At 68.5% G+C, this 25,978-nt stretch carries 26 protein-coding genes; 15 read left to right on the top strand and 11 right to left on the bottom strand.

Annotation, left to right across the window (positions count from 1 at the left end; translation table 11 throughout):
* Positions 1 to 35 precede the first annotated feature (35 nt).
* Positions 36 to 239 (top strand): hypothetical protein, encoded by a 204-nt coding sequence (locus QQK83_RS03990; protein WP_284261893.1) that lies wholly within the window; start codon positions 36 to 38, stop codon positions 237 to 239.
* On the opposite strand, the gene QQK83_RS03995 is transcribed toward QQK83_RS03990, so the two are convergent.
* A complete protein-coding gene (locus QQK83_RS03995) occupies positions 224 to 1,519 on the bottom strand; it encodes an acetylornithine deacetylase/succinyl-diaminopimelate desuccinylase family protein (RefSeq protein ID WP_284261894.1) in 1,296 nt (431 codons plus the stop codon). The two genes, QQK83_RS03990 and QQK83_RS03995, sit on opposite strands and share 16 nt — an antisense overlap.
* A 98-nt stretch (positions 1,520 to 1,617) precedes the next feature.
* Between QQK83_RS03995 and QQK83_RS04000 the strand changes: the two genes are divergently transcribed.
* Together QQK83_RS04000 and QQK83_RS04005 are read left to right on the top strand one after the other, a co-directional pair.
* Entirely contained in the window at positions 1,618 to 1,881 is a 264-nt protein-coding gene (locus tag QQK83_RS04000; protein ID WP_284261896.1) for a hypothetical protein, read from the top strand.
* 8 nt (positions 1,882 to 1,889) lie between these two features.
* The gene (locus QQK83_RS04005; RefSeq protein ID WP_284261898.1) at positions 1,890 to 2,498 is read left to right on the top strand and encodes a DUF1523 family protein; all 609 of its coding nucleotides are present in this window, start codon (positions 1,890 to 1,892) and stop codon (positions 2,496 to 2,498) included.
* Positions 2,499 to 2,596: 98 nt separating this feature from the next.
* Here the strand turns inward: QQK83_RS04005 and QQK83_RS04010 are convergent, their stop codons facing one another.
* Both QQK83_RS04010 and deoC read right to left on the bottom strand, forming a co-directional pair.
* Positions 2,597 to 4,948, bottom strand: a complete 2,352-nt coding sequence (locus tag QQK83_RS04010; RefSeq protein ID WP_284261900.1) for an aldehyde dehydrogenase family protein — start codon at positions 4,946 to 4,948, stop codon at positions 2,597 to 2,599.
* A gap of 100 nt (positions 4,949 to 5,048) precedes the next feature.
* Positions 5,049 to 6,065, bottom strand: a complete 1,017-nt coding sequence (deoC, locus tag QQK83_RS04015) for a deoxyribose-phosphate aldolase (protein WP_284261901.1) — start codon at positions 6,063 to 6,065, stop codon at positions 5,049 to 5,051.
* Positions 6,066 to 6,186: 121 nt separating this feature from the next.
* Between deoC and rpe the strand changes: the two genes are divergently transcribed.
* The 3 genes from rpe (at position 6,187) to QQK83_RS04030 (ending at position 8,371) form a co-directional block, all read left to right on the top strand.
* Positions 6,187 to 6,879 carry a ribulose-phosphate 3-epimerase gene (rpe, locus tag QQK83_RS04020; RefSeq protein ID WP_284261902.1) on the top strand — a complete coding sequence of 231 codons (693 nt, stop codon included), beginning with the start codon at positions 6,187 to 6,189 and terminating at the stop codon, positions 6,877 to 6,879.
* 127 nt (positions 6,880 to 7,006) lie between these two features.
* Positions 7,007 to 7,768, top strand: coding sequence for a metallophosphoesterase (locus tag QQK83_RS04025; RefSeq protein ID WP_284261903.1), 762 nt, complete (start codon positions 7,007 to 7,009; stop codon positions 7,766 to 7,768).
* A gap of 6 nt (positions 7,769 to 7,774) precedes the next feature.
* A complete protein-coding gene (locus QQK83_RS04030; protein ID WP_284261905.1) occupies positions 7,775 to 8,371 on the top strand; it encodes a 5'-nucleotidase C-terminal domain-containing protein in 597 nt (198 codons plus the stop codon).
* Between the two features lie 35 nt (positions 8,372 to 8,406).
* Here QQK83_RS04030 and QQK83_RS04035 read toward each other — a convergent pair whose 3' ends face one another.
* Positions 8,407 to 9,492, bottom strand: a complete 1,086-nt coding sequence (locus tag QQK83_RS04035) for a polyheme membrane-associated cytochrome C (RefSeq protein ID WP_284261907.1) — start codon at positions 9,490 to 9,492, stop codon at positions 8,407 to 8,409.
* A gap of 180 nt (positions 9,493 to 9,672) precedes the next feature.
* Here QQK83_RS04035 and QQK83_RS04040 point away from each other — a divergent pair, with 180 nt between their 5' ends.
* On the top strand, positions 9,673 to 11,097 hold the full coding sequence (locus QQK83_RS04040) for a ferredoxin reductase family protein (RefSeq protein WP_284261909.1): 1,425 nt from the start codon (positions 9,673 to 9,675) through the stop codon (positions 11,095 to 11,097).
* Positions 11,098 to 11,108: 11 nt separating this feature from the next.
* On the opposite strand, the gene QQK83_RS04045 is transcribed toward QQK83_RS04040, so the two are convergent.
* The 4 genes from QQK83_RS04045 to QQK83_RS04060 form a co-directional block, all read right to left on the bottom strand.
* Positions 11,109 to 11,927, bottom strand: coding sequence for a glycosyltransferase (locus QQK83_RS04045; RefSeq protein WP_284261911.1), 819 nt, complete (start codon positions 11,925 to 11,927; stop codon positions 11,109 to 11,111).
* 189 nt (positions 11,928 to 12,116) lie between these two features.
* Positions 12,117 to 13,412, bottom strand: a complete 1,296-nt coding sequence (ccrA, locus tag QQK83_RS04050; protein ID WP_284261998.1) for a crotonyl-CoA carboxylase/reductase — start codon at positions 13,410 to 13,412, stop codon at positions 12,117 to 12,119.
* 116 nt (positions 13,413 to 13,528) lie between these two features.
* Entirely contained in the window at positions 13,529 to 14,944 is a 1,416-nt protein-coding gene (locus QQK83_RS04055) for a 1-acyl-sn-glycerol-3-phosphate acyltransferase (protein WP_284261914.1), read from the bottom strand.
* A 59-nt stretch (positions 14,945 to 15,003) separates the two neighbouring features.
* Complete coding sequence (locus QQK83_RS04060) at positions 15,004 to 15,549, bottom strand: hypothetical protein (RefSeq protein WP_284261916.1); 546 nt, start codon at positions 15,547 to 15,549, stop codon at positions 15,004 to 15,006.
* Between the two features lie 193 nt (positions 15,550 to 15,742).
* Between QQK83_RS04060 and QQK83_RS04065 the strand changes: the two genes are divergently transcribed.
* Positions 15,743 to 17,047, top strand: a complete 1,305-nt coding sequence (locus QQK83_RS04065; RefSeq protein ID WP_284261918.1) for an MFS transporter — start codon at positions 15,743 to 15,745, stop codon at positions 17,045 to 17,047.
* Between the two features lie 4 nt (positions 17,048 to 17,051).
* Here the strand turns inward: QQK83_RS04065 and QQK83_RS04070 are convergent, their stop codons facing one another.
* Positions 17,052 to 17,462 (bottom strand): tellurite resistance TerB family protein, encoded by a 411-nt coding sequence (locus tag QQK83_RS04070; protein WP_284261920.1) that lies wholly within the window; start codon positions 17,460 to 17,462, stop codon positions 17,052 to 17,054.
* Positions 17,463 to 17,572: 110 nt separating this feature from the next.
* Here QQK83_RS04070 and QQK83_RS04075 point away from each other — a divergent pair, with 110 nt between their 5' ends.
* The 4 genes from QQK83_RS04075 (at position 17,573) to QQK83_RS04090 (ending at position 22,867) form a co-directional block, all read left to right on the top strand.
* Positions 17,573 to 19,219: a lysine--tRNA ligase gene (locus QQK83_RS04075; RefSeq protein WP_284261922.1), complete on the top strand. Its 1,647-nt coding sequence runs from the start codon at positions 17,573 to 17,575 to the stop codon at positions 19,217 to 19,219.
* Positions 19,220 to 19,357: 138 nt separating this feature from the next.
* The gene (locus QQK83_RS04080) at positions 19,358 to 19,774 is read left to right on the top strand and encodes a DUF4864 domain-containing protein (RefSeq protein WP_284261924.1); all 417 of its coding nucleotides are present in this window, start codon (positions 19,358 to 19,360) and stop codon (positions 19,772 to 19,774) included.
* A gap of 217 nt (positions 19,775 to 19,991) precedes the next feature.
* Complete coding sequence (locus QQK83_RS04085; RefSeq protein ID WP_284261926.1) at positions 19,992 to 22,283, top strand: glycosyl hydrolase family 28-related protein; 2,292 nt, start codon at positions 19,992 to 19,994, stop codon at positions 22,281 to 22,283.
* A 101-nt stretch (positions 22,284 to 22,384) separates the two neighbouring features.
* Positions 22,385 to 22,867, top strand: a complete 483-nt coding sequence (locus QQK83_RS04090) for a DUF427 domain-containing protein (protein WP_284261928.1) — start codon at positions 22,385 to 22,387, stop codon at positions 22,865 to 22,867.
* A gap of 4 nt (positions 22,868 to 22,871) precedes the next feature.
* On the opposite strand, the gene QQK83_RS04095 is transcribed toward QQK83_RS04090, so the two are convergent.
* Positions 22,872 to 23,381: a hypothetical protein gene (locus QQK83_RS04095; protein WP_284261929.1), complete on the bottom strand. Its 510-nt coding sequence runs from the start codon at positions 23,379 to 23,381 to the stop codon at positions 22,872 to 22,874.
* Positions 23,378 to 23,857, bottom strand: a complete 480-nt coding sequence (locus tag QQK83_RS04100) for a HugZ family pyridoxamine 5'-phosphate oxidase (protein ID WP_284261931.1) — start codon at positions 23,855 to 23,857, stop codon at positions 23,378 to 23,380. Before QQK83_RS04100 ends, QQK83_RS04095 begins: the two co-directional genes overlap by 4 nt.
* A gap of 208 nt (positions 23,858 to 24,065) precedes the next feature.
* On the opposite strand from QQK83_RS04100, the gene QQK83_RS04105 reads away from it, so the two are divergent.
* From QQK83_RS04105 to QQK83_RS04115, 3 genes are read left to right on the top strand one after another with little or no spacing between them, the layout of a single operon-like run.
* Entirely contained in the window at positions 24,066 to 24,665 is a 600-nt protein-coding gene (locus QQK83_RS04105; protein ID WP_284261933.1) for a carboxymuconolactone decarboxylase family protein, read from the top strand.
* Positions 24,662 to 25,498 (top strand): DUF6206 family protein, encoded by an 837-nt coding sequence (locus QQK83_RS04110; RefSeq protein ID WP_284261935.1) that lies wholly within the window; start codon positions 24,662 to 24,664, stop codon positions 25,496 to 25,498. The genes QQK83_RS04105 and QQK83_RS04110 overlap by 4 nt, the downstream gene beginning before the upstream one ends.
* A complete protein-coding gene (locus tag QQK83_RS04115) occupies positions 25,491 to 25,973 on the top strand; it encodes a tRNA (cytidine(34)-2'-O)-methyltransferase (RefSeq protein WP_284261937.1) in 483 nt (160 codons plus the stop codon). The genes QQK83_RS04110 and QQK83_RS04115 overlap by 8 nt, the downstream gene beginning before the upstream one ends.
* Positions 25,974 to 25,978 lie beyond the last annotated feature (5 nt).

The raw sequence follows: 25,978 nt of genomic DNA on the forward strand, positions 1-25,978 counted from the left end.
CCAACGGCATTCGGAGTAGAAGACATGGGGGCCGAATGACAGTTCCGGACACCAGCGACATCCTCGATCTGGCACCTCAGATGGTGCCCGAGTTCATCCGGACGCAGGCCGGGTCCCGCACCCTCAGCCGCCTCGTCAAGCGCCTCAACCGCGAGCTTCTGGACGGCGACAGCGATGTCCGCGACATGGCCGCGGCGGCGCTCAGGCATCTCGGCCTGATGGATCAGTCCCGCCCCTGACGGGGTGACAGAAGGTCGGCCAGCGTCAGCGCCATCACCGTCGCGCTGTCCACCATGTCCCGCACGCCCACCCATTCATCGGGCTGATGCGCGAGGTCGAGGATCCCCGGCCCGTAGGCGATGCAGTTCCTCAACCGCCCGATCCGGTCGATATGCTTCTGGTCGTAGGTGCCGGGCGACACCACGAAATCCGCCTTGCGCGCCAGCACCCGCTCGATCGCGGCCGCGACGGTGGTGACCACGGGCGCCTCGCGGTCGGTCATCGTCGGGCGCACCTCGAAGAGCTCGCGGATCTCGTAGGAAAAGCCGGGGCGCTGCGCCTTGACCCGCTCCATCAGGGCCGAGACCTCGGCCTTCACCTCGGCGGGGTCCTCCTCGATCAGGTAGCGCCGGTCGATGGTGATGCGGCAGCGGTCCGGCACACAAGGGGCGGGCAGGCCGGTATAGCCCTCCTCCTGCGCGGGCTCGCCGCCGTGGATCGCGTTGATGTTGAGGGTGGACTGCCGCGCGCCCTCGGGGACGACGGGCATCTCGGTGCGCTTGGAGGCCAGAAGCGGGAACAGCGTCGCCTCCATCTCGGCCAGCACCGCCCCCATGTGGCGCACCGCGCAATCGCCGAGGAACGGCATCGAGCCATGGGCGATGCGCCCATGCGTCTCGATCTCGGCCCACCAGACGCCGCGATGCCCGAGGCAGATCCGGTCCTTGTTCAACGGTTCGGGGATGATGACATGCTGCACGCGCGTGGGGTCGAAATACCCCTGCTCGGCCAGGTAGGCGACGCCGCCGTAACCGCCCGATTCCTCGTCCGCCGTCGCGCTGATCTCGAGGGCGCCCGCGAAATCGGGGCAGGTGTCGAGGAACGCCTCGGCCGCGATCACGCTGGCGGCGATCCCGCCCTTCATGTCGCAGGCCCCGCGCCCGTAGACGCGGCCATCGCGCAGCTCGCCGCCGAACGGATCGACCGTCCAGCCGTGCCCCGCCTCGACCACGTCGTGATGCCCGTTGAAATGCACGCAGTCGCCCGGCCGCGCCCCCTCGCGCCGCGCCACCATGTTCCAGCGCGGGTAGCGGTCGCTGTCGGCGGGCGCACCATGGGCGCGGACCAGCTCGACCGTGAACCCCCGCGCCTCGAGGCGCGCGGCCAGCAGCTCGCAGATCTCGCGGTAGTTCCGCCCCGGCGGGTTCAGCGTCGGGATACGGATCAGATCCTGCGTGAGCGCAACGAGATCGTCCTCGCGCGCCGCAACCGCTGCCGTCAATCGGTCGTCCCACTCCATGCCGCACAGACTGCGCGTTGCCGCCGCCGCCCGCAAGCCCTGCCATTTCGCGCCGCGTTGCCCTATATCGGAAGGAACCGACCAGAAAGGGTGTCCGGATGATCCTCGGCCTTGGGCGCATGTTGCTCGTGATGCTGGTGCTGCTGACCGTCGTCTATGTCAGCCTGTTTCTCTACCTGCGCGCCGGGGCCCGCATCCGGCTGGAAGAGCAATGGGTCATGGAGGGCCGCCCCGGCGACCGCGAGGACTGGATCGACCAGCGCATCGCACCCGTGGCGCGGCGCATCCGCACATGGCTGGTGTTTCTGGTTTACGTCCTGCCCATCGCGGGCTTGAGCATTTACACATACATCACGAATTGAGGTGCGCCATGCGCTGGCCCCGGATCATCTTCCTCAGTCTGCTCGCCCTCCTGCTGGTCGCGGCGCTGCACTACACGCTGCCGCAGCGCGAGGTCGTGCGCATCGTCAACGCCGAATCGCGCCTGACCGAGGTCGGCGGCTTCAACGGCCTGTTCTTCGCGCAGCGCGACAGCGGCTCGGCCCAGACCAGCGCGGCGCGCGACCTGCGCCTGATCTCGACCATCCGCCCCGACGGTCGCCCGCTGGTGTTCCGCAACGAGGATACCGGCGTGTTCTGGCCGCCCTATTTCAAGTTCGACAGCGAGGATCTTCAGACCGAAGCGGCGAACCTCACCTCGACCGAGACCGAACCGCAATGGGTCGCCATCACCCATTACGGCTGGCGTTCGAACCTGATCTCGATCTACCCCAACGCCATCACGATCCGCCCCGTCGCAGGCCCGGACGCAAGCGCCTTTCCGTGGCTCAACATCGTGATCCTGGCCTTCCTGGCGCTGGTGGTCTTCATGGCCTGGCGCATCTGGGAACGCCTCAACGACCGGGTGATCGACCCGATCGTCGACCGTGTCTCGGTGCAATGGGCCAAGATGAAGGACCGTCTCGCAGGGCGTGGTTAACCCCGTATCAAGGTTAACGCGCGCTCCCCCCCTTCTCCGTTTCCCAAATATCCCCGCCGGAGGCTCCCGCAGCCTGCCACCCGCGCCAAGGCCCGGCCCTATTCGCCGTAGGGCACCCAGATCGTCCGGACCTCGGTCGCCTGGTCCAGAAAGGCACGCCCCTCCGCCTCGGGCCCGGCCCAGTCCGGCGCGGCGCGGTTGATCCATGTCCGCTTGAGGTTGCCCGCGCTCGCCGTCTCCAGCGCGCCCGCATCCACCCCGCCCGCGAAACTCCACAGCGCGTCCACGTCCAGATGCCGCGCCAGCGTCATGCCCAACTCGTGCGATGGGCCGGTGACGATGTTCACCACCCCGCCCGGCAGGTCCGAGGTGTCGAGCACCTGATAAAGGTCGGTCGCCGCCAGCGGGCAGGGCTGCGAGGGCACCAGCACCACGCGGTTGCCCATGGCGATGGCCGGCGCGATCAGCGAGACAGCGCCCAGAAGCGGCGCTTCGTCGGGAGTGAGCGCGCCGATCACGCCCACCGGCTCGCGCATGGCCAGCGCCACGCCGCGGATCGGGACATTGGCGACGCGCCCGTCCATCTTGTCGGCCCAGGCGGCGTAGCTGAACAGCCGGTCGATGGAGCGTGCGACCTCGGCCTCGGCCCTTGCCGCCGAACAGGCGGTCAGCTCGCGGATGCGGCGGGCGAATTCCTCGCTGCGGGCCGAGAGGTTCTCGGCGATGTAATAGAGCACCTGCGCCCGGTTGTGTGCGCTGGCCCTCGCCCATGCGCCAGCGCCGCGCGCGGCCTCGACCGCGTTGCGGATATCCTTGCGGCTGCCGATCCCGGCATGCCCCAGCAGCGCGCCGCGCTTCGACCAGACGGGGTGCGAGTAGCCGCCATCGGGCCGCGCCTGCTTGCCGCCGATATAAAGCTTCGCCGTGCGGTCAAGGCCGGGGGCCTCCGGGGCCTCGGGCGCGGGGAAGGGGGCGATGGGTTTGATCGGGGCCCACTTGGCGGCGGGCGCGAGATAGGCCTGCAGCCCCTCCCACCCGCCTTCGCGGCCGAACCCGCTTTCGCGCAGACCGCCGAAGGGGGCGGCGGCGTCGAACAGGTTGGTGGCGTTCACCCACACAACGCCCGCCGCCAGTTTCGGCGCGATGTCGAGCGCCAGGTTCAGGTTCTCGGTCCAGAGGCTCGCGGCCAGCCCGTAGCGGGTGTTGTTGGCGACCTCGACCGCCTCGGCGGGCGTGCGGAAAGTGGTCGAGACGAGGACGGGGCCGAAGATCTCGTCCTGCATCAGGGGTGCTGCGGGCGACAGGCCGGTGACGAGCGTCGGCGGGTAGAAACAGCCCGTTTCCGGCATCTCGACGGGCGCGCGCCAGGTCTCGCCCTCGGTGTTGGCGTCCACCATCCGCGAAATGGCCGCGTGCTGCACGGGATCGACCAGCGCGCCCATGTCGATGCATTTGTCGAGCGGGTCGCCCACGCGCAGCTTCGCCATGCGCGCCTTCAGCCGGTCATGAAACTCCCCGGCGATACCTTCTTGCACAAGAAGCCGGGAACCCGCGCAGCAGACCTGCCCCTGGTTGAACCAGATCGCATCGACAAGCCCCTCGATGGCTGAATCGATATCTGCGTCGTCAAAGACGATGTAGGGGGATTTTCCGCCCAGCTCGAGCGTCAGCGACTTGCCCATGCCCGCAGTCTGTTCGCGGATGCGGCGGCCCACGGCGGTGGAGCCGGTGAAGGCGATCTTCGCGGTGCCCGGATGGGTGACGATGGCCTCGCCCGTCCGCCCGTCGCCCGTCACGATGTTCACGACACCGCGGGGCAGACCCGCCTCCTGGCAGATATGACCGAAGAGGAGCGCGGTCAGAGAGGTGTATTCGGCGGGTTTCAGCACCACCGTGTTCCCGGCGGCGAGCGCAGGCGCGATCTTCCACGCGAGCATCAGCAGCGGGAAGTTCCAAGGGATGACCTGGCCGCAGACGCCGATGGGCCGATGCCCGGGCAGTTCGGCGTCGCGCAGCTGGGCCAGCCCTGCATGGTGGTAGAAATGGCGCTGGGCGAGGGGGATGTCGATATCGCGCGCCTCGCGGATCGGTTTGCCGTTGTCGAGCGTCTCCAGCACGGCGAAGAGGCGGGCGTGTTTCTGCAGCAGGCGGGCCAGCGCGTAGAGGTATTTCGCCCGCGCGTGGCAGGAGAGCTTTGACCATTTGGGGAAGGCTTTCGTCGCGGCCGCTACGGCAGCGTCGACGTCCTCCGCCGTGCCCTGGGTGATCTGGGCCAGTTCGCGGCCTGTGGCAGGGTTTTTCGTGGCGAAGGTTTCGCCGGGGCGCGTGAAGCCGCCGTCGATGAAATGGCCGAAGGCCGGGCCGCGGGTGGCGATCCACTCCAGCGCCTCGGCGGCGCTTTCGGGGGCGGGGCCGTAGTCCATGCTGTCGAAGATCTGGGCAGTGGTCATGTTCCGTGTCCCTTGTCGCGGCACCGGAAAACGCGAGTTTTCCGCGCCGAAAAACTGCAGTTTTTCGTGCCGTTTTCCTGCAGGAAAACGCGCCCTGCCGTCATGCCATCGGATGCCGCCAGCCCGCCGAATAGGCGCCGGTGACGTGGTGTTCGAGTTGCCGTTCGATATCGCCCAGAAGCGAGGAGGCCCCGAAGCGGAAGAGGTCGGGCCGCAGCCAGTCGTCGCCCAGTTCCTCTTTCATCAAGGACAAGTAGACCAGCGCGTCCTTGGCCTTGGAAATGCCGCCCGCAGGCTTGTAGCCGATCTTGATGCCGGTCGCCTGCTCATAGGCGCGTATCGCGCGGATCATGGTGAGGCTCACGGGCAGCGTGGCGTTCACGCTCTCCTTGCCGGTCGAGGTCTTGATGAAATCCGCCCCCGCCATCATGCAGACCAGCGAGGCGCGGGCGACGTTGCGCAGCGTTCCAAGCTCGCCTGTCGCAAGGATCGCCTTCACATGCGCCTCGCCGCAGGCGGCGCGGAAGTCGCGCATCTCGTCATGGAGCGCCTGCCAGTTGCCGGTCAGCACGTGGCGGCGGGAGATGACGATGTCGATTTCCTGCGCGCCGGCCTTCACGCTTTCCTCGATCTCCTTCACGCGCAGCGCGTAGGGCGACAGGCCCGCGGGAAAGCCGGTCGAGACGGCGGCGACGGGGATGCCCGACCCCTCAAGCGCCTCGACTGCCGTTTCCACCATCTCGTGATAGACGCAGACCGCCCCCGTGGTCAGGCCGGGCAGGCCAAGCGCCTCCAGCAGATCGGCGCGCACCGGCTGGCGCGCCTTGGCGCAAAGCCGGCGGACGCGGCCGGGCGTGTCGTCCCCCGCAAGCGTCGTCAGGTCGATCAGCGTGATCGCGCGGGCGAGCCAGGCGGCCTGAAACTCTTTCTTCACCGTGCGGCGGCCGGGCAACGTGGCTGCGCGGCGTTCGATGGCCGAGGTGTTGGCCTGCACCCGCGCGACCCAGTCGAGGTCCAGCGGCATCCCCGGATTGCGGGGCCTGTGAAGCTGCGGCAGATGGCCGGGCGCGGTGGTGGAATGGGGCGCGGTCATGGTGGTGTCGGCGGTCTGGGACATGCCTTAAATCGTGTCACGCGGCCATGACCTTGGCAAGCGTGACCCGGCGGCGGGATTGGCCCCGTGACAGCGCCGGGCGAAGCGGCTAACAGGGCGGCGTTTTGCCAAGGGGGCCCTGCCGATGCCGTTCGACCGTTCCATCAAGATCGCGCCGTCGATCCTGTCCGCCGATTTCGCCAATTTCGGGGCCGAGATCCGCGCCATCGAGGCGCACGGCGCCGATTGGGTCCATGTCGATGTGATGGACGGGCATTTCGTGCCCAACCTGACCTTCGGCCCGATGGCGGTGAAGGCCTTTCGCCCGCATGTGAAGACGGTGATGGACGTTCACCTGATGATCGCGCCCGTCGATCCCTATATCGACGCCTATGCCGAGGCCGGGGCCGATGTGCTGACCGCCCATGTCGAGGCCGGGCCGCATATCCACCGCACGCTTCAGGCGATCCGCGGCGCGGGCATGAAGGCGGGCGTCGCGCTGAACCCCGGCACGCCCGCCGAGGCGGTGGCGCATCTGCTCGACCTGGCGGATCTGGTCTGCGTGATGACCGTGAACCCCGGTTTCGGCGGACAGAAGTTCATCGACATGACGGCCAAGGTGCGGAGCCTGCGCGCGATGATCGGCGACCGCCCGGTGCATGTCGAGATCGACGGCGGCGTCGACCCGGTCACCGCGCCGCTGGTGGCCGCGGCCGGGGCCGACGTGCTTGTCGCGGGCTCGGCCGTGTTCAAGGGTGGCTCGGTCGACGCGCCCGAGGTCTATGGCCGCAACATCCAGGCGATCCGGGCGGCGGCGGACGGGGCGGGCGCGGCCTGATCGCGGGCAACGCGGCAGGGGCCCCGCGGGCACCCGCGCCCGCAGGCGTCATGGAACCTTCACCACCCGTGGTTTACGATCCCTGTGCATTGCACCGAGATCGGGACCCTTTGTCATGACGTATCGCATGACCGCCGCCGTGAGCCGCCGCCTGTTGCTGGGCGGGCTTGCGTCCCTGCCCGCCGCGGCCCTTCTGCCGCGCCCCTTGTCCGCACAGCATGCAGGCGCGCACGCCCTTGTCCTGTCGCTGGCCGACCTGCATTCCCCCTATGCGCGCCTGCCGCAGCTTCTGGCAGAGATCGACCGCATCCGCGCCGAAAGCGGCCTGCCGGTGGCGATTGCGATCAACGGCGATCTCTTCGAGCGCGGCAATGCCGTGGCGCTGCGCTCGGGCGGGGTGGCCGACCTGGAGTTTCTCGCGGCGCTCACGCTGCGCGGTCCGGTCATCCTGAACCTCGGCAATCACGAGACCGCGCTGGTCGACGACATGGCCACGACGGTCGCCGTGGCCGAGGGCCTCGGCGTCGAGGTGATCGGGAACCTGATCGACGCCAGGCGCGGCCGGTTCTTCGCGCCGGTGTCGACCCGTGTCGCGCTGGGCGGTCTGCGGATCGGTGTGCTTGGCCTCGCGCCGACGAACCCCTTCGTCTACCGCGCGCCCGTGCGCGGAACCCTGCAATTCCTCGATCCCGCGGGCTTCGCCGCCGATGCCTTCCCGGGCGTCGTTGCGGGCTCGGATGTCTCGATCCTGCTCAGCCATGCGGGCGTGGCCGACGACAAGGCGATCCTGCCCACCTTGCCCGCGGGAACGGCGATGGTGGGCGGCCATGACCACCTGAGTTTCGTGAGCGAAGATGCCGCGGCGCCTTATGTCCATGGCGGGTCCTGAGGCGGCATGCTGACGGTGATCGGGCTTGCGCCGGGGATGCGCCCCAGCGTCGAGATGCGCCCGATCACGCCCGACATGCAGGGGGATGCGGCGCTTGCCGCGAGCATCGCGGCGCAGATGGATGCGCATCTGACCGACGAGGAGCGCGCGGTGATCGGCGAAAGCCGGGTGGCGCGGGATCTTGCCGCCTCGATCCTCTTTGCGACCGAGGCCGTGCGCGCCGCGACCGGGGCCGACATCGCCATGCTGGGCCACACGACCTTTGGCCAGCCGCTCCCGCAAGGGCCGGTGACGCGCTTCGATTTCGACGCCTATATCCGCTTCGACGGCGATCTGCAGGTGGCCGAGGTGTCGGGGCAGGAACTGGCACGGATCCTCACGCGGGCAAACCAGCACCGCGCGGCCAGTCTCGACCAGCGCACGGGCGATTTCGTCCATGCCGCCGAGATCGACGTCGATCCGGCGGCGACCTACCGGCTCGCGGTGAACGGGTGGACCGCGCTGAACCAGCGCGCCTACCTCGGCACCGAGGCGCTCGGCTTCGCGCCGGTCGAGGGGCTGTCGCTCAAGGCCGTGGTGGCCGAGGCGCTGGCCGCCTCCTGAGCGGGGCAGGGACCGGGCCGCCCGACCCCGCGGGCTCAGGGCCGCACCAGCCGGGTGGTGTCGATCCCGACCCCGTCGGACAGGTCGACCAGGCTGTCATGGAGCAGCTGCAGCGCATAGGCCGGGTTGTGGACCCATGCGCCCGCATCCTTGGCGACCACCTGGTAATTGTAGGCCGCCCGGAGGAGCCGCGGCGTCCAGCTTGCGTAGCGGTTGGGAAAGACGGCCTCGGCCTCGGACAGGGTGCCGTCGCCGTCGCTGTCGGTGAAGAAATAGGGGAAGCTGCCCGCGGCATAGACGATGGGCGTGCCGATCACATCGCGGGCATAGGCCTCGATGGCGTCCCCGAGCCCTGCGTGAAGCCCCGCGATTTCGTCGCGGATGCCGCCGTCGCGGCGCCCGTCGCCGTCGAAATCGGCGTGGCGCGTGCGGATCGCGGTGATGTCCTCGACACCCTGGTGACAGGCGACGCAGCCCTCGGTGGCCACCTCGCCGCTGTGGGGCTCGTGGCAGGCGACGCAGGTGCCCGCGCTTGGCACATGGGTGAAGCGGCCAGCGTAGCTGCGCCCCGCATAGTGGTAGCCGGTGTCGACGAGGTCGCCCGCGCTGACGCCGGCCGCGACGCCGTAATGCACGTTGATGAAGCGCAGGGTTTCGGCAACCGTGTCCGGCCCCAGACCCTCCACGGCGCTCTCGACGGTGCCGGAATGCGTGCGCCCCTGGTGGCAGGCGGTGCAGGTGGCCGACGGGCCGAGCCCGGTCAGCGTGATCCCCGAGGGGAAGGGCACGTCCTCCAGCGCCTCGGCTTCGCCGACATGGCACGAGACGCAGCCGATCGCGGTGTTGATCGTCGCCGGATGCTCGACCGAGAGCGCGGCGGTGCCATCCGCGCCCAGCCAGTCGAGGAACCCGGTTTCCGAATGGCAGGCCGCGCAGGCCGGGGGCACCTCGCCCTCCGCGTTCCAATGGGTGTAGGAGGGCGCGCGGTAGTCGCCATGCGGCCCGGCCAGCCAGGCCTCGGTGATCGCGGACAGGTCATGGCCCTGCGCCTGTGCGGCCGACGCGACCGCCCAGCCAAGCAGGAGCGACAGGCAGACGATACATGACAATGTGCGCGGCATCGGGGCACCCCCTTGTGACATTCTTGTCGGTGAAAGGGTAAATCGGGCCGCGGTTCCTTTCCTTGACACGGATCAAGGCCCGCCCGGCTCCGTGCTGCCACGGCTGAGGGACCAAGACTCGAGGATCATCCGATGACAGTCCCCGATCATGAGGCCGACGCAGCGCGTCGCAGGAGAGGCTTGCGCCTGCCCCCTCGCGCCCTCGGGCCGCTCTATGTGCTGGCCTGCGCCGCGCCACTGGTCCTTGCCGTCACGCGCAGCGCCGCCCCGGCCGCGACATGGGAGATCGCGGCGGCCGCGCTGGGCATGGTGGGCCTTGCCGCGATGGCGGTGCAGGCCGTGACCTCGGGGCGGTTCGAGCTGGTCTCTGGCCGCATCGGCATCGACCGGGTCATGTCCTTTCACAAGATCGCCGCGTGGTGGGTCTTGCTGGCGCTGCTGTTGCATCCGCTCATCTACGTGCTGCCCACCTGGCTGGCCGACCCCGGCCTGGCGTGGGAGCGGCTTCGGGCCTATCTCACGCTGCCGCATTATCGAAGCGGGGTGATCGCGCTGGCCGCCCTCGCGGTGCTGGTTCCGGCCTCGGCGCTGCGCGAGCGGTTGCCGCTGCGCTACGAGCTCTGGCGCGGTGCGCATGTGGCCTTGTCCGTTCTCGCGCTCGGCGCGGGCCTGCACCACGCGATCACCGTGGGACGTTTCGGCATGGTTGGGGGCATGCCCCTCCTGTGGTGGGGCGTCGGGGCCGCGGTGGTCGCGGTCCTCGCGGTGCTCTACGGCTGGCGCTGGGCGCAGTTGCACCGCGGGGCGTGGCGGCTGGCCTCGGTCACGCGGCATCCGGGCCGCATGTGGGAGCTGGACATCCAGCCCGCTCCTGGCACGCCCGAACTGGCCTACACGGCGGGTCAATTCGTCTGGATGACCGAGGGCGCGCGGCGCTTTCCGCTGTTCGATCACCCGTTTTCCATCGCGGGCAGCCCGGCGCGCCCCGGCCTGCGCCTGATCGTCAAGCAGGCGGGGGATTTCACCGACCGGATCGGCAGCCTGCCCCCCGGCACACCGATCGGGATCGACGGACCCTACGGCGATTTCACCCTCGAGGCGCATCCCGCCGACGCGGTCCTGCTGATCGCGGGCGGCGTGGGGATCGCGCCGATCATGGGGCTTCTGCGCGATCTGGTCGCGCGCGGTGACCGGCGGCCCGTCCGGCTGGCCTACGCCGCGGGGGACCCCGCCAAGTTCGCCTGCCTGCCCGAGATCGAGGCCGCCCGCGCGACGCTCGACCTCGAGGTGCTGCTGGTCAGCGAGCAGGACGCGGCCGGCTGGCCGGGCGAGGTCGGGCGGCTCGATCATGGCCGCTTGGCGCAGTTGGCGCAGGGGCTGGAGCCTGCGCGGGTGGTCGCGCTGATCTGCGGGCCGGGCGCGATGGTCACCGCGGTGTCGGACGGGTTGCTGGCGCTCGGCCTGCCGATGGAGCGGGTGATCTACGAACGCTTCGACTATGCCGGCGGCACCTCGAGGATCGACCGGCGCAGGCGGCGGCGCGTGATGGGCCTTGGCGGCGCTGTCGCCCTGGTCATCGCGCTCTTCGTGGCCGTCATGGCCTGAGGCCCGGCGCCCTAAAGGCGGGCGGCAAGCGGCGGCCCCTCGAGCAGCGGCGCGACATAGCCGAACCGCTCTTCGAACCCGGCTTCGGCTCGCCAGTCGGGCACCTTCTTCCAGCGGTCCGTCACCTCGACGCGGCTGTCGTTGAGGTGGTGAACCGAGCGCAGGAACATCGGTTGCGTCCCGTCGGTCGTGACCCCGACCTTGTTCGGCTCGTTGCGGTGGTCGATGGAATGGATCGACCTGTCGCTGTTGCCCAGCATGGTCAGCCCGAGGTTGATGAGCTTGTAACGGTGCCGATACAGTTCGGTCGGCCCGTCGGAATGCACCAACCCGTAGCCGAAGGGGAAGGACAGGAAATGCCGCGCCGCGAGGTCGGGCAGGTGCCCGGCCTCCTCGGCCTCGGCGATCCTGTGGCGCAGGATCTCCATGAAATCGGCCGAGAGGCCGTCATCGTCATCCAGCACGACCTGCGCGACGCGCCGGTCGCCATAGGCCTGTTGCAGGTGGATACGGTGAAACTTGCGGGCGCGCCCCTCGGGGCGGGGGTCGATGGTGACCCGCTCGGGCCCCAGCGCGGTGACAGAGATCTCGTGCAGCCGCTCGAGCGCCCATCCCGGCATCTGGTCGCTGGTCAGGACATGAAGGTGGAAATCCGGATCGGTCTGGGCCGCGAGCGAGGCCAGCGCCACGGTCTCGAACAACACGAGCCGCCCTTTCAGGCGGCTGTCCTCGAACAGAAGCTCGGGATTGCGCGAAGGTTCGCTTTTCCAGCCTGAGAGCCCGAGGAACGAGAAACGGGTGGTGACGGAAATCGGAACGTCCGGGGTCATGGCACTGGCAACGGGTCTACTGGCATTTCGCCCGTTCTAGAGCATGTGGCCCGAAAGGGGCACCCCCGCCGCCGGTCGGAGGCGCGGGGGTTGCACGGGAACAACGCCGCCACGCCCAAGCCCGCTCGCCCCGCCTCGCCCCGCCGCGTCCCGCCGTGTCCTCCGCACGGCGGGGCGAGGCGGTCTTGCTCACCCGGCTGTCGGACCTGCGTCCAGCACGTCCTCGAGCGTGCGCAGCCCGGTGCGGGGGGCCTGCACCAGCACGGCCATGTTGCCCGGCTTGTGCTCGTTGCGCAGCATCTTCATGTGCGCCTGCGGCAGGTCTTCCCAGGGAAAGACCTCGGACATGCAGGGGTCGAGGCGGCGGTCCAGCATCAGCTTGTTGGCCGCGGCGGCCTGCTTGAGATGCGCGAAATGCGAACCCTGCAGGCGCTTTTGATGCGACCACATGTGGCGCACGTCGAAGGTGCAGTTGTAGCCCGAGGTGCCCGCGCAGATCACCACCATGCCGCCGCGCTTCACCACGAAGGTGGAAACGGGGAAGGTCGCCTCGCCGGGGTGCTCGAAGACCATGTCGACATTCACGCCCTTGCCGGTGATGTCCCAGATCGCCTTGCCGAAGCGGCGCACCTCGGCGAACCATTCCTTGTATTCCTCGGTGCCCACCTCGGGCAGGCGGCCCCAGCAGTTGAAATCCTTGCGGTTGATGACGCCCTTGGCGCCAAGGTCCATGACGAACTGGCGCTTGTCCTCTTCCGAGATCACGCCGATGGCATTGGCACCCGCCGTGTTGATCAGCTGGATCGCAAAGGAGCCGAGCCCGCCCGACGCGCCCCAGACCAGCACGTTCTGGCCGGGCTTCAGGTCATGGGGTTCATGGCCGAAGAGCATCCGGTAGGCGGTGGCGAGCGTCAGCGTGTAGCAGGCGCTTTCTTCCCAGGTCAGGTGCTTGGGGCGCGGCATCAGCTGCTGCGACTGCACGCGGGTGAATTGCGCGAAGGAGCCGTCGGCGGTCTCGTAGCCCCAGATGCGCTGGCTGGGCGAGAGCATCGGATCGCCGCCGTTGCATTCCTCGTCATCGCCGTCGTCCTGGTTGCAATGGACCACGACCTCGTCGCCGACCTTCCAGCGGGTGACCTTGTCGCCCACCGCCCAGACGATGCCCGCGGCGTCCGAGCCGATGATCGCATAAGGGGCCTTGTGCTGGTTGAAGACCGAGGCGGGCTTGCCGAGGCAGGCCCAGACGCCGTTGTAGTTCACGCCCGCCGCCATCACGAGCACCAGAACGTCATGGCTGTCGAGCGTGGGCGTATCCACGACCTCGACCTTCAGCGCCTCGGTGGGCTCTCCGTGGCGTTCCTGCCGGAGGATCCAGCCGTACATCTGCGCGGGGACATGGCCGAGGGGCGGGATCTCGCCCATCTCGTAAAGGTCTTTCTTCGGCGCGTCGTAACTGGCGATCGCGGGGTTCGCGTCGAGGGCCATCGTCATGTCTCCGTTCCCTTGCTGATGCCGCAATGCGGAATCAATTGTGCTGCTGCTGCGAGAGATATCGGCCGCCGCGCAACAAATCAAACGGGAAAACGCCGTTTATTGAAATATTATGTCGCAGAGGCTGTCGGCAAGTGCCCGGTCCGGTCGTGGTCCGCGCCGCGCTCGCGCAGAAGATGCGCAACCGATGCGGCGTAGAACTCCACGAGGTCGAGGCCGCTGTCGGGCAGGGTCAGCCGGTCGCCTTCCCGCGCCACAAGGCGGCGCTCGATCAGGGCGCGCAGGCCCGCCTCGACGGTATAGGCGATGTCGTCGCGCGGAATGTGGATCGTGACGCCGCGCGCTCCCGCTTCGGCGATCCGGCGGCGCAGAAGCGCCTCGATCGCCACGACCGAGCGCCCCCCCTCGGCAAGCGCATGGGCCACCAGCGGCACGGGTGTGACCGGCATGACATCGGCGATGCGGCCCATCAGTTCGGCGGCCAGCGCGCGGGTGGGGTCTTCGTGCCCTTCGGCCAGGAACCCGCCCAGGTCGAGCGGGTCGCCGAAGCTGACGGCGGCATAACCGTAGCGGTGGAACCGGCCCGTCAGCCGCAGCCAGAGCTGCCGGCGCAGGTAGCGGTAGATCGGCCTGAGCGAAAAGCGGAAGCGGCGCGTGCCCTTCTGGTGGGCGTCCAGAAGGTTGCGGTCCTCCATAACGCGGTCATAGTTGATCGCCACGGGCACGAAGACCACGTCCCGCGACCGCCCCGGCCGGAATCCGTCGAGGATATAGGAGAACAGGCCGAGCTTGGGCCGGCCCAGTTGCCCTGTGCGGCTGAGGCCGCCTTCGGGAAACACGGCCTGCGTCACGCCCGCCTCGGTCGCCATCTGCACGTAGCGGGCCAGCACCTTGCGGTAGAGCGCGTTGTTGTGGCGGCGGCGGATGAAATAGCCGCCCATCGCGCGCACGAGTTGCCTGAGCGGCCAGACCCGCGCCCATTCACCCACCGCATAGGCCAGCGCCGAGCGTTCGGCGACCAGCCAGGTGACCAGCACGTAATCCATGTTCGAGCGGTGGTTCATCACGAAGATGACGGTGGCGTCTTCGGGGATCGCCTCGAGCGCGGGATCGTTGGCGCGGGCCAGCCGCACGCGGTAGAGCGACTGGCTCAGGATGCGGGCGGCGCGGATGGCGAAGCCGAAATAGGTGAAGGCCGAGAACCCCGGAACGATCTCGCGGGCGTAGCGTTCGGCCTTCTGAAAGGCGACATCCTCGCGGATGCGGTTGTCGCGGGCGTGGTCGGCGATGGCCTGCGCAACCTCGGGATCGTAGATCAGGCGGCGGATCGTATCGGTGCGCCGCGCCAGCTTGAAGGGCTGGATCGGGCGCTTGAGCCGCTTGTTCAGCTCGTCCACCGCCCGTTCGAGGCGACGGCGCAGGAACCAGCGCACCGAGGGAAACAGGAAATGCGACGCGAAGGTCACCCCCGCGAAGAGCAGGATCAGCGCGAAAAGCCACAGCGGCAGGGTAACAGGGGCAGTCATGACTGGCGGAACGTCGCAGGTTTGCGGCGCAGGGGCAATGCGGCAGGGCGGGTCAGGGATCAGGACATCCCGAGGCTGCAGGGCAGGGCACGCAGCCGCGAAATGCCGAGCGCGCCGCGTTCGGGCGCGGTCAGGCGCAGGGCCGCGAAGCGGCTGGCGAACCCGTCCGCGCTGAAGGCCTGCCGGGTGTTGCCGCCCGCGGGAAACCTGATCTCGCGCTCGATCAGGTCGCCGTCCCTGTCGATGAAGTCGAAAGCGACTTCGACACTGTTGCGAACGCCCCCCACGTCAAGCATCACGACCACTGCCACGACGCAGATGTCTTCGTCGAACAGAACGGCGAGCGTGCTGTGCCCCTCGGGCGGAGCGGGCAGGGTCGGGACAAGCAGCCCCCGGGCGTCGAGCCCGACGTTGCCCGCGATGACGAGGTCGCGCAGGCGGAAACTGCCGTCGCCGTTGCTGCGCGCCATGTAGGGGCCTTCAGCCCGGATCGCGTGGGCCGGATCGACATGTTGATAATTGCTTTCCGTCACGCCCTGCGCGGATGCGATAATCGGCATGAACAAGGAAAGCAGAAGGGCGATGTCGCTGACGCGCTTGAACATGCAACACTCCGACATCGGCAACCGTTGGTCATGACGCTGACGGCATGGCCGACGAGCATAGCCGGCAAGGCGCGAAACTCGATACTCCGCGCGTCGCAAATCGCATCCGATGCGGCGTTGCAGCAAATGCGCTGCGGCGCAGCGTGTGGGACAGGTGGGAGACCGCGAGACCGCGAGACAAGGAGCAGTCGCCATGCTGAACGTGCTGTCCGGTGTCTGGGCCCTGATGCTCGGGATCATCCTGATCATGCTGGGCAACGGCATGCATTTCACCCTGATCGGCCTGCGCGGCGGGATCGAGGGCTTCTCGGCCGCGGAACTGGCGGTCGTGACCTCGGGCTATTTCCTCGGCTTCCTGTCGGGCGCCCGGCTCACGCCCGGCCTGATCCAGCGCGTCGGCCATGTCCGCGTCTTCGCGGCGCTGGGCAGTTTCATGTCGGCGGGCCTGATCGCCTTTACCCTCCTGTCCGAGCCATGGGCCTGGACGATCCTTCGCGTGCTGATCGGCTTCTGCATGTCGGGCATCTATGTTGTCGCCGAAAGCTGGCTCAACAACGCCTCGACCAACGAGACGCGCGGCAAGGTCCTGTCGGCCTACATGATCGCGCAGACGCTGGGCATCATCGGGGCGCAGGGCCTGCTGACGCTCGGCGATGCCGCGAACTCGGCGCTCTTCATCGGGGCGTCCATTCTCGTCTCGATCTCCTTCGCGCCGATACTTTTGTCGGTGACACCGGCCCCAGCGGTCGAGGTGGCGCGCCCGATGTCGCTGATCGCGCTCTTCCGCGGCTCGCCGCTGGGGACGGTGGGCATCTTCATGCTGGGCGGGGTCTATGCCACGCAATCGGGGATGGGGGCCGTCTTCGGCAGCGAGATCGCGCTGTCGCCGTCCGAGATCGCGCTCTTCGTGGCGATGCTGTTCGCAGGGGCCTTGATCTTCCAATACCCGATCGGCTGGCTGTCGGACCGGCTGGACCGGCGGCAGGTCATCTTCGGCACGGCGGTGATGGGGGCGGCGGCCTGCGGGTTGGGCTGGCTGGCGGGAAGCGGCGCGGGCTGGCTCGAGGGTCTCGGCCTCTGGCCGCTGATGGGGGCGGCGCTGCTGGCGGGGGGCATGACCACGCCGCTCTATGCGCTGCTGCTGGCCTACACCAACGACTTCCTGCCGACCGAGGACATGGCGGCGGCCTCGGGCGGGCTGGTCTTCACCTTCGGGCTGGGTGCGATCCTCGGGCCGCTTGCGACGGGCTGGGCGATGAACGCCTTCGGGGCCTATGCCTTCTGGCTGGTGCTGGCCGCCACCTTCGCGGCGATGGCGCTTTACGCGCTTTACCGCATGACGCAGCGCCCCGCCGTGACGATGACCGAAGAGACCGACAGCTACCTCGGCGTCCTGCCCACGGCGACGGTCGTTGCGGTGGAGGCGGCGGGCGTCTGGGCCGCCGAACAGGCCGAGGCGGAGCGCGCCGAGGACGAGGCCGAAGCCCAGCCTGCCTGAGCGGTCAGAGCGTCATGTGCCGCGCCCGTGCGCCGCGTTCGATGGCGGCGGCATGCAGGCGGTCGATGTCGAGCGTGTGGCGCAACTCCTCGAGGAAGCGCAGCTCGCTTTGCGCCAGCGTGCCGTCGGCGGCGGCCACGTCGCAGCAGATCGCGTAGGCCGTCTCGAACAGCTTTTCGGGCAGCGCCTCGGTCACCAGGCCAAAGAGCGCGTCCAGGCCGTCCTCTTCCTCGAAGAGGTCGAAGACCGTGGTGGCGACCTGCCGCATCCGGTCGGCATCGTAATCGCCGAAGACGGGCAGGTGGTTCACGATCTGCTCGATCTTCACAAGCTCCGCGGTGCGGATCGCCTCGTCAGACACGGAGACGGCCACCATCACGGCGACGAGGGCATCCTGCGGGCTGATCTCGGACATGGGCGTGCTCCTTCGGCGGTTGCGGGGTATTTATTGACCTTGCCGCGCCCGCACAATAGGGCGAGGGCGCGCGGGCAATCGGGCCCGCCTTCGATACGGGACCGACAGCGATGACCACCCTCCGCGATGCCGCGATGACCTCCAAGGCCTGGCCCTTCGAAGAGGCGCGGGCGGTGTTGAAACGCTATGAAAACGCGCCGCCGGAGAAGGGGTATGTCCTGTTCGAGACAGGCTATGGCCCCTCGGGCCTGCCGCATATCGGGACCTTCGGCGAAGTTCTGCGCACGACGATGATCCGGCGCGCCTTCGAGGTGATCTCGGACATCCCGACGCGGCTGATCTGTTTCTCGGACGACCTGGACGGGATGCGCAAGGTGCCCGGCAACGTCCCCAACCAGGACGAGCTGCGCACGCATCTGCAAAAGCCGCTGACCAGCGTGCCCGACCCGTTCGGGGAATATGAGAGCTTCGGCCACCACAACAACGCGATGCTGCGCCGGTTCCTCGACACCTTCGGGTTCGAATACGAGTTCTACTCGGCCACCGAGTTCTACCGCACGGGCCAGTTCGACGAGGTGCTGAAGCGCGCCTGCGAACGCTATGACGCGATCATGAAGGTGATGCTGAAATCGCTCCGCGAGGAGCGGCAGCAGACCTATTCGATCTTCCTGCCGATCCACCCCGAGACGGGGCGCGTTCTCTACGTTCCCATGAAGGAGGTGAACGCTGCCGACCACACGATCACCTTCGACGACGAGGACGGGCGCGAATGGACGCTGCCGGTGACGGGCGGGAACGTGAAGCTGCAGTGGAAGCCCGATTTCGGCGCGCGCTGGGCCGCGCTGGGCGTCGATTTCGAGATGTATGGCAAGGATCACAGCACCAACACGCCGATCTATGACGCGATCTGCGAGATCCTGGGTCAGCCCGCGCCGCATCACTTCACCTACGAGCTGTTCCTCGACGAGAACGGGCAGAAGATCTCCAAGTCGTCGGGCAACGGCATCTCGATCGACGAATGGTTGAGCTACGCCTCGACCGAGAGCCTGTCGTATTTCATGTTCGGCAAGCCCAAGACCGCCAAGCGGCTCTACTTCGATGTCATTCCCAAGGCGGTGGACGAATACCACCAGCAGCTGCGCGCCTATCCGGGCCAGACCGTCGAGCAGCAACTGGCCAACCCGGTCTACCACATCCACAACGGCGACGTGCCCGAAAGCACGATGGTGGTGCCCTTTGCGATGCTGCTCAACCTCGCCAGCGTGTCCGGCGCCGAGGAGAAGGAGAAGCTCTGGGGCTTCATCCGCCGCTACGCGCCCGAGGCTTCGCCCGAGGGGAACCCCGATCTCGACCAGGCGGCGGGCTTTGCCATCCGGTATTATCACGATTTCGTGAAGCCCACGCGGGTGTTCCGGCTGCCGACCGAGCAGGAGGCGGCGGCGATGCGCGAGCTTCACGACTGCCTTGGCGATGCGGACAAGGCGCTCGATGTCATCGCGCGCAAGAACGCGCAGGAGGGGGGCGAGGCCGATCTTCCGGCGGTCGACTGGCAGGATGACGAATTCCTGCAATCCATCGTCTTCGCCATCGGAAAGACCCACGGTTTCGAGCCGTTGCGCGCGTGGTTCTCGGGGCTTTACGAGGTGCTTCTGGGGGCAAGCCAGGGCCCGCGTTTCGGCGGGTTCATCGCGCTTTACGGCATCGAGGAGACCCGCGCCCTGATCGCGCAGGGGCTGGCGGGCGAACTGGCCGCCTGAAGCGGGGTGGGGCACGCCCGCGCGCCTTTCGGCGCCGTGTGCAGGCGTGCCCGACCTGTGACGGGTCCGGCACGGGCGTGAAACCTTGGGCCGGCGCGCTACGTGCCTTCGGGCAGATCACCGACCCGGAGGCCCACCATGCTGCGCATCCTGCTTGCCGCCCTTGCCCTGACCTTCGCCGCCCTCACCGCCGGGGCGCAGGAGGTCGTCGCCCCCAACCCCGACATCGAGGCCACGATCCAGGGCCAGTTCGACGCCTTCCGCGCGGGCGACGTGGCCGAGGCCTGGACCTATGCCAGCCCCAACATCCAGGGCCTGTTCCGCACCGAGGAGAATTTCGCCCGCATGGTCGAACAGGGCTACCCGATGGTCTGGGCCCCCGGCGAGGTCGATTTCATCGACCTGCAAAGCCTGGGCGGGCTGCTGGTGCAGCGGGTGCAGGTGATCGACGCGCAGGGCAACGCCCATTACCTCGGTTACGCCATGGTCGAGACCGATGCCGGGTGGCGGATCAACGGGGTTCAGGTGCTGCGCGCGCCCGATCTGGGCGTCTGATCCCGGCGATCCGCCCGCTGGCCGACCCCGCGTTAACCCGGTGTTAACCCCTGTAGGCTAGAACCGGTGCGACCTTCGGTTGCAAACCGGCCGGGGTGCTTCTTCAGACATTGCTTTCAACAACCGAGGGGTCCGTGACAGGGCGCCTCGGTTGCCCTTGTTCCGGCCCGGCAACATGAGCGCGCGCGGGTGCCTCCGGCGCGGAAAGGGGTATGACATGAACCAGGTGATCACCGACGGTCTGGTGCTGATGCCGCCGCCGTTTTCGGACGGTCTGGGCGTCTGGTCGCGGCAGGACGGCACGCCGGGCAGCGACACATGGGCCAGTGCGGCCAATGCCGGGCTTGTCGCGGCGGATGCGGATTTCGGCAGCTGCCTCGAGATCCTGAAGACCGAGGGCACGACGCGCCTGCGCTACATGGGCCAGACGCCGATCGTGCCGGGCCTTTACCTGCGGGTCTCGGCGCGGGTGAAGGTGCTGTCGGGCAACCTGCCGACGGTGCGCATCGCGGCCTTCGCGGCCAATGCTGCTGGACAGAACCTCGGCGGCGTGGTGCAGACCGGGCCCGCGATCACGCTGACCGCCTATGGCGAGGTGGTGACCGTCTCGGCGATCATCGGCACCGGCGCGCGGGGGGGCGTGACGATGCCCTGGGGCACCGGGGCGGCTTACGGGCACATGGGCCTCGACCTGACGGGCCCCAACGGCGGCCAGGTCCGCATCGAGAGCATCGCGGTCGAGGATGTCACCAGCGCCTTCCTGCGCAAGCTGATGGATTGGGTCGACGTCAAGGATTTCGGCGCGGTGGGCGATGGCGTCACCGACGACCGCGCGGCATTCGTCGCCGCCGACCAGGCCGCCGCCGGGCGCGAGGTCATGGTGCCCGCGGGCAATTACTTCATCGGCTCCAGCCTGACGATGCTCAACCCCGTCCGTTTCGAGGGGCGGCTGGTGATGCCCGAGGACGCCCGCCTTGCGTTGAACGCGACGTTCGACCTCAAGGGCTATTCCGAAGCCTTCGGCGACGAGGTGACGGGCCTGAAGAAGGGCATCCAGCAACTGTTCAACCAATCCGATCACGAGGGGTTCGACCTGTGCGGGCGGCGCGTGATCCTCGATGCGCCGATCGACGTGCAGGCGGTCGTCGGCAACCGCAACACCTATGCCAACCGCCGTGTGCTCAGGAACGGGCAACTGGCGGCGGGTTCCTCGACCGCATGGAACGACGAGGTGCATACCCGGACCGGCACGTGGTCGGCCTCGGACCCGCGGCGGATCACCGGCCTGTCGAACGTGGCGAGCATTCCGCTGGGTGCGCTCGTCACCGCGGGGCAAGGCGTCGGGCGCGAGATCTACGTCACCTCCAAGGACGTGGCGGGCGGGCGCGTGACGCTCTCGGGCGCGCTGCACGGGGCACCGGTGACCCAAGCCTACACCTTTACCCGGTTCCAGTATCTGCTCGATTTCATCGGCTGGCAGAACCTGCAACGCTTCGTGATCTCGGATATCGAGTTTCTCTGCGCGGGCACCTGTTCGGGCCTCAACCTGCCGCTGGACGGGCTGGTGTTCCAGATCCAGGACTGTTTCTTCACCGGCCCCAAGGATCGCGCCATCACCTCGGCCGGCGAGGGGTGCCAGGGGATGCAGATCGATCGCTGCCAGTTCCTGTCCAACGAGCAGGGCACCGATGCGCCCCTGCGCACGACCATCGCCTTCAACTCCAACTGTTCCGACATCAAGGTCCGCGACAACCGCGCCGTGAAGTTCCGCCATTTCGGCGTCATCGCGGGGACCGGCAACATCCTGTCGGGCAACCACTTCTTCCAGGGTGACGGGGTGACGGACGGGCCGCGGACGGCGGGGCTGGTGATCTGCGACAGCAATGCCAAGACCACGTTCGAAGGCAATTACGTCGACAATTGCTACATCGAATGGGGCAACGAGCGTGACCCGGAACCGGATTTCAACGGCGGGTTGTCGTTCCATGGCCTCAGCCTCGACGGCAACATCTTCTTCGCCACCGGCAGCGCGCCGTGGATGAATTTCATCCTGATCAAGCCCTATGGTTCGGGCCATTTCATCAACGGGCTGACGGTGACCGACAACCTGTTCAAGAAGACCAGCGGCCCGCAATTGCTGGCGGTGGAGGGGGTGGACACCACCTTTGCCACGCTGAACCTCGGGCGCACGTCGGACCTTCTGTTCACCGGGAACACCTATCACGGCATCGTCAAGCGCACCGAGAACCCGGTGACCGTGCGCCATGTCGAGGGGACGGCCAGCAGCACCTGGAACGTGGACCTGTCCGATGTCGCCCCCTTCGGGTCCGCGGTGCGGGGGGGCGTGTCCTTCCTCGCCGAGGGGCCATTGAAGAGCAGCTCCAACTTCACCGTCTACCTTACGCCCTATGCCGAGCCGGGGCAGGGCGCGGGGGGGCGGACGCTGCAGATGAAATGGCAGCAGCCGGTGCGCGGCACGGCGCAGATCACGGCGCGGTTCGACGTCTGACCGCCGTCGCGCCTGCGACGCTCCGACCCGCCCCCGGTTCCGGGGGCGGGCTTTTCCTTGGGCAAGGGGCGCGCTACCTGCGCGGCAGGAAAGGCCCGCCGATGACCCTGTTGCCCGTCGAGAACGTCCAGGATTACCCCCGCCCGCCACGGCTGGAGCGGGTGGAGGCCGTCCTCAGGGTCGTCTTCGCGGGCGTGCCCATCGCCGAGACCGAGCCGGGCAGCGCCTGGCGCGTGCTCGAGACGCACCACGCCCCCACCTACTACTTGCCGCCCGCGGCGGTGCTGTCGGCGGCGCTGGTCCCGTCCCCGCGCGAGACATTCTGCGAATGGAAGGGGCGGGCGGCCTATGTCGATCTCGTCCTGAACGGCCGACGGTCGCGCAACGCGGCCTGGAGCTACCCCGCGCCGACCGCGCGGTTCGAGGCGATCAGGGATCACATCGCCTTCTACGCGACCTCGGTCGATGCGGCATGGGTGGGGGACATCAAGGTCGTGCCGCAACCCGGCGATTTCTACGGCGGCTGGGTCACGCCGAACCTGACCGGGCGGATCAAGGGCGCGGCGGGCACGCTGCATTGGTAGCGGCTCAGGGTGCGGCGGGCAGCGTCGTGGCGTCCACGAGACGGGCCAGTTCCACCCATGTCTTCGGGTCGTGCAGGGTCCAGAGCCCGCCGCCCACGGTGTAGCCATATGTCACCGTCCCGCCCTCGCGCAGGGCATAGGTCACCTCGGCTCCCGTCGTGGTCAGGCGGGCCACCTCCTCCCGCGTCCAGAGCGCGTTGCCCTGCTGCCGCAAGGCCCAGATGCCCCGGTCGGTCGAACCGTCGAGCGTGACGGTGTAGCCGCCATCGGCGGCGAAGTTCCAGTCCGCCCCGGTGTCGCGTCCGCGCCAGCGCCCTTCGGGCGTCGCGCCGGAGCCGGACAGGCGGTCATGCGCCTCGCCCTCCCAGAGCATCACCGCGCCGCCCGCCTCGAAGCTGACCGGGCTTTCGGGGTCGGCGACATGGTAGCCGCCGCCCGCGTCGACCTCGTAGGTGCGGGGCTCGCCCGGAACGATCCAGATGCCGACGAGGCGCGGATCGACGCCGCCGGTCACGGCATCAGGTCCGCGGGCGACAGGCGGTAGGCCTTGCCGAAGCCGCCGTTGAGAAAGCCCGCCACGGGTGCGAAGCGGGTCAGGCCGAAATCGCCGAAATCATAGTAGAGCGTCGCCTTGGGGTAGAGCGACAGGTAGTGGTCGCGCAGCGCCGCCTTGTCGGCGGGCTCGGCCCGGGCATGCAGCGTGAGGCGGGGATGGGTCAGCGGGTCGCCCCGCGCGGCCGGTTCCCCGATCAGCAGCGAGCAGGCCGGATGCGCGGCCAGCGCCGCGGTATGCGCCGACAGCGTCGAGATGAGCGTCAAAGGCGCGCCGTCCGGGCCGGGGACCAGCGCGATGCGCGTGACCATGGGCGCGCCCGTCTCGGGGTCGGTCACCCCCAGCGCGGCGAAGCGCGCCTCGGTGATGAGGTCGCGGGCCAGCGCGCGGGCCTCGTCATCCGTGGGGCGGATCGGATCTTGCTGTCGCTCGGTCATGGCCTTGAGCCTAGCGGCCGTTCGGGAACTGTGCCAGAAGAACCGCGACAGGGGGCGCGCTGTCCGCCATGCCGGTGCAGGCGTGGCGGGTTGGCAACGCCTCGCCGCATTCTTCGATGGACAGGGTCAACGACGCCCCGGGCCGCCTTGCACATGGCAGGGCCGCGGGGCAGCCTGTTCCTTCGCCACGACCACGGGGGGAAATGTCATGGCCCTTGTTCCGCCGCTCGGTGAAGCCGAGATCGAGCCGGACCTGCGCGAGCATGTGCAGTTCTTCAAGGGACCGTTGGGGGTGATCCCCAACTCGGTCCGCACAATGGCGCATCGCGCCCCGATCGCGCGTGCCTTCACTGACCTCAACGTCGCGGTGATGACCGATTACGGCGCGGGCGTGACGCCCGAGTTCAAGCGGCTGATCGGCTATGTCTCGAGCCAGTCCTCGGGCTGTCTCTATTGCCAGGCGCACATGATCCTTGCCTCGGAGCGCTTCGGCGCAAGCGAGGCGCGGCTCAACGATGTCTTCGACTTCGAGGCCAGCCCCCATTTCACCGAGCCCGAGAAGGCCGCGCTGGCCTTTGCCCATGCCGCGACGCAAGTGCCCAACGCCGTCACGCCAGAGCTGGGCACGCGGCTGCGCGCGCATTGGGACGAGGGCCAGATCGTCGAGATCATGGGGGTGGTGGCGCTGTTCGGCTACCTGAACCGCTGGAACGATTCGATGGGCTCGGCGCTGGAGGATCTGCCGCTCTCGAAGGGCGAGCAGCGTCTTGCCGGGGCGACGGGCTGGAGCGTGGGCAAACACCGATGAGCGAACTTGCGGGACAGGTGCGCGAGGCGTTGCGCGCGCGCGGTGAGCCGGTCAGCCGGCTGGGCTATTTCTGCGCGCCCTTCCGGCCCGCCGAAGGGCCGCTTTCGGACCGGGTGATCAAGACCTATCGCGGCGGGCGCGACCCCGAGCTGCTCGAGCAGCTGGGCCGCCGCCACGACGCCTATGTCGAGGTGCTGCGCTGGGCCGGTGTGCGCCTGCCGGACACGCGCTTCCTGCTGCTGAACGAGGCGGGCTACATCCAGCCCGTCATCGTGCAGGAGGCGCTGGACGACCGCCTGATGATGCGCCCGCAGATCGAGGCCGCCACGCTGCCCGAAGCGCTGGCCATCCTCGAGGCCGCGGCCTCCGGCATCGCCGAGTTCTGGGCACGGGTCGCGCAGCGCCCCGAGCGCATCGGTTATCACCCCTCGATCCGCAACTTCGCCTTCGATGCCGATGGGCCGATCTTTTTCGACACCTTCCCGCCGCTCATCGGCTACTCGCGCGAGCAGATGGGCCGGTTGCTGCTGCGCTTCTCGGAAAGCCGGTTGGTGCGGCGCGTCGGCGTGGTGATGCCCGAGCGCATCCGGGGGATACAGGATGAATGGTATTCCCCCGCGGGCACCATCGTGGGGCTGGTCGGCAGCGCGGTGCGGCTGCGCCCCGAGGACGGGCCGGCGATCCTGGACTGGGCGCGGGGCTTTGCCGCCGCCGAGTTGAAGCCCAGCCTGCGCGACGAGGTGCTGGCCGAGCTGAACCGCGCGCCGCGCCTGCCTGCTTTCTGGACCGGCATGCGCAGCCTGCTGGGGCTCGAGGGCAAGCCGAATGTCTGAGCCGCCGCGCGCGGAGATGAAGGTCGTGCTGGTCACGCCCGAAATCCCCGGAAACACCGGCAGCGTCGGGCGGACCTGCGTGGCGCTCGACCTCGAACTGATCCTGATCCGGCCTTACGGGTTCGACATCTCGGACAAATCCGTGCGGCGGGCGGGGCTGGATTACTGGCAGCATGTGCGGCTGTCGGAATACGACGACTGGGGCGCGTTCCTGTCCGAGCGTGCGCCGCGGCGCGACCAGCTGTTCTTCTTCGAGGATGACGGCACGGGCGGCACGGTCTACGACCCGGCCTATCCTGCCGATGCCTATCTCGTCTTCGGGCGCGAGACCACGGGCCTGCAGCCCGAGATCCTTGCCGGTCACGAGGACCGCATCTTTCGCCTGCCGATGCGCAGCCCGCATATCCGCTCGCTGAACCTCGCCAATGCGGCGACGGCGGTGATCTACCAGGCGATGCGCGGCTACCTGGCCTGACCGGT

Origin of the sequence: Roseicyclus amphidinii (genome assembly GCF_030163755.1) — a bacterium.
GTDB lineage: Bacteria > Pseudomonadota > Alphaproteobacteria > Rhodobacterales > Rhodobacteraceae > Roseicyclus > Roseicyclus amphidinii.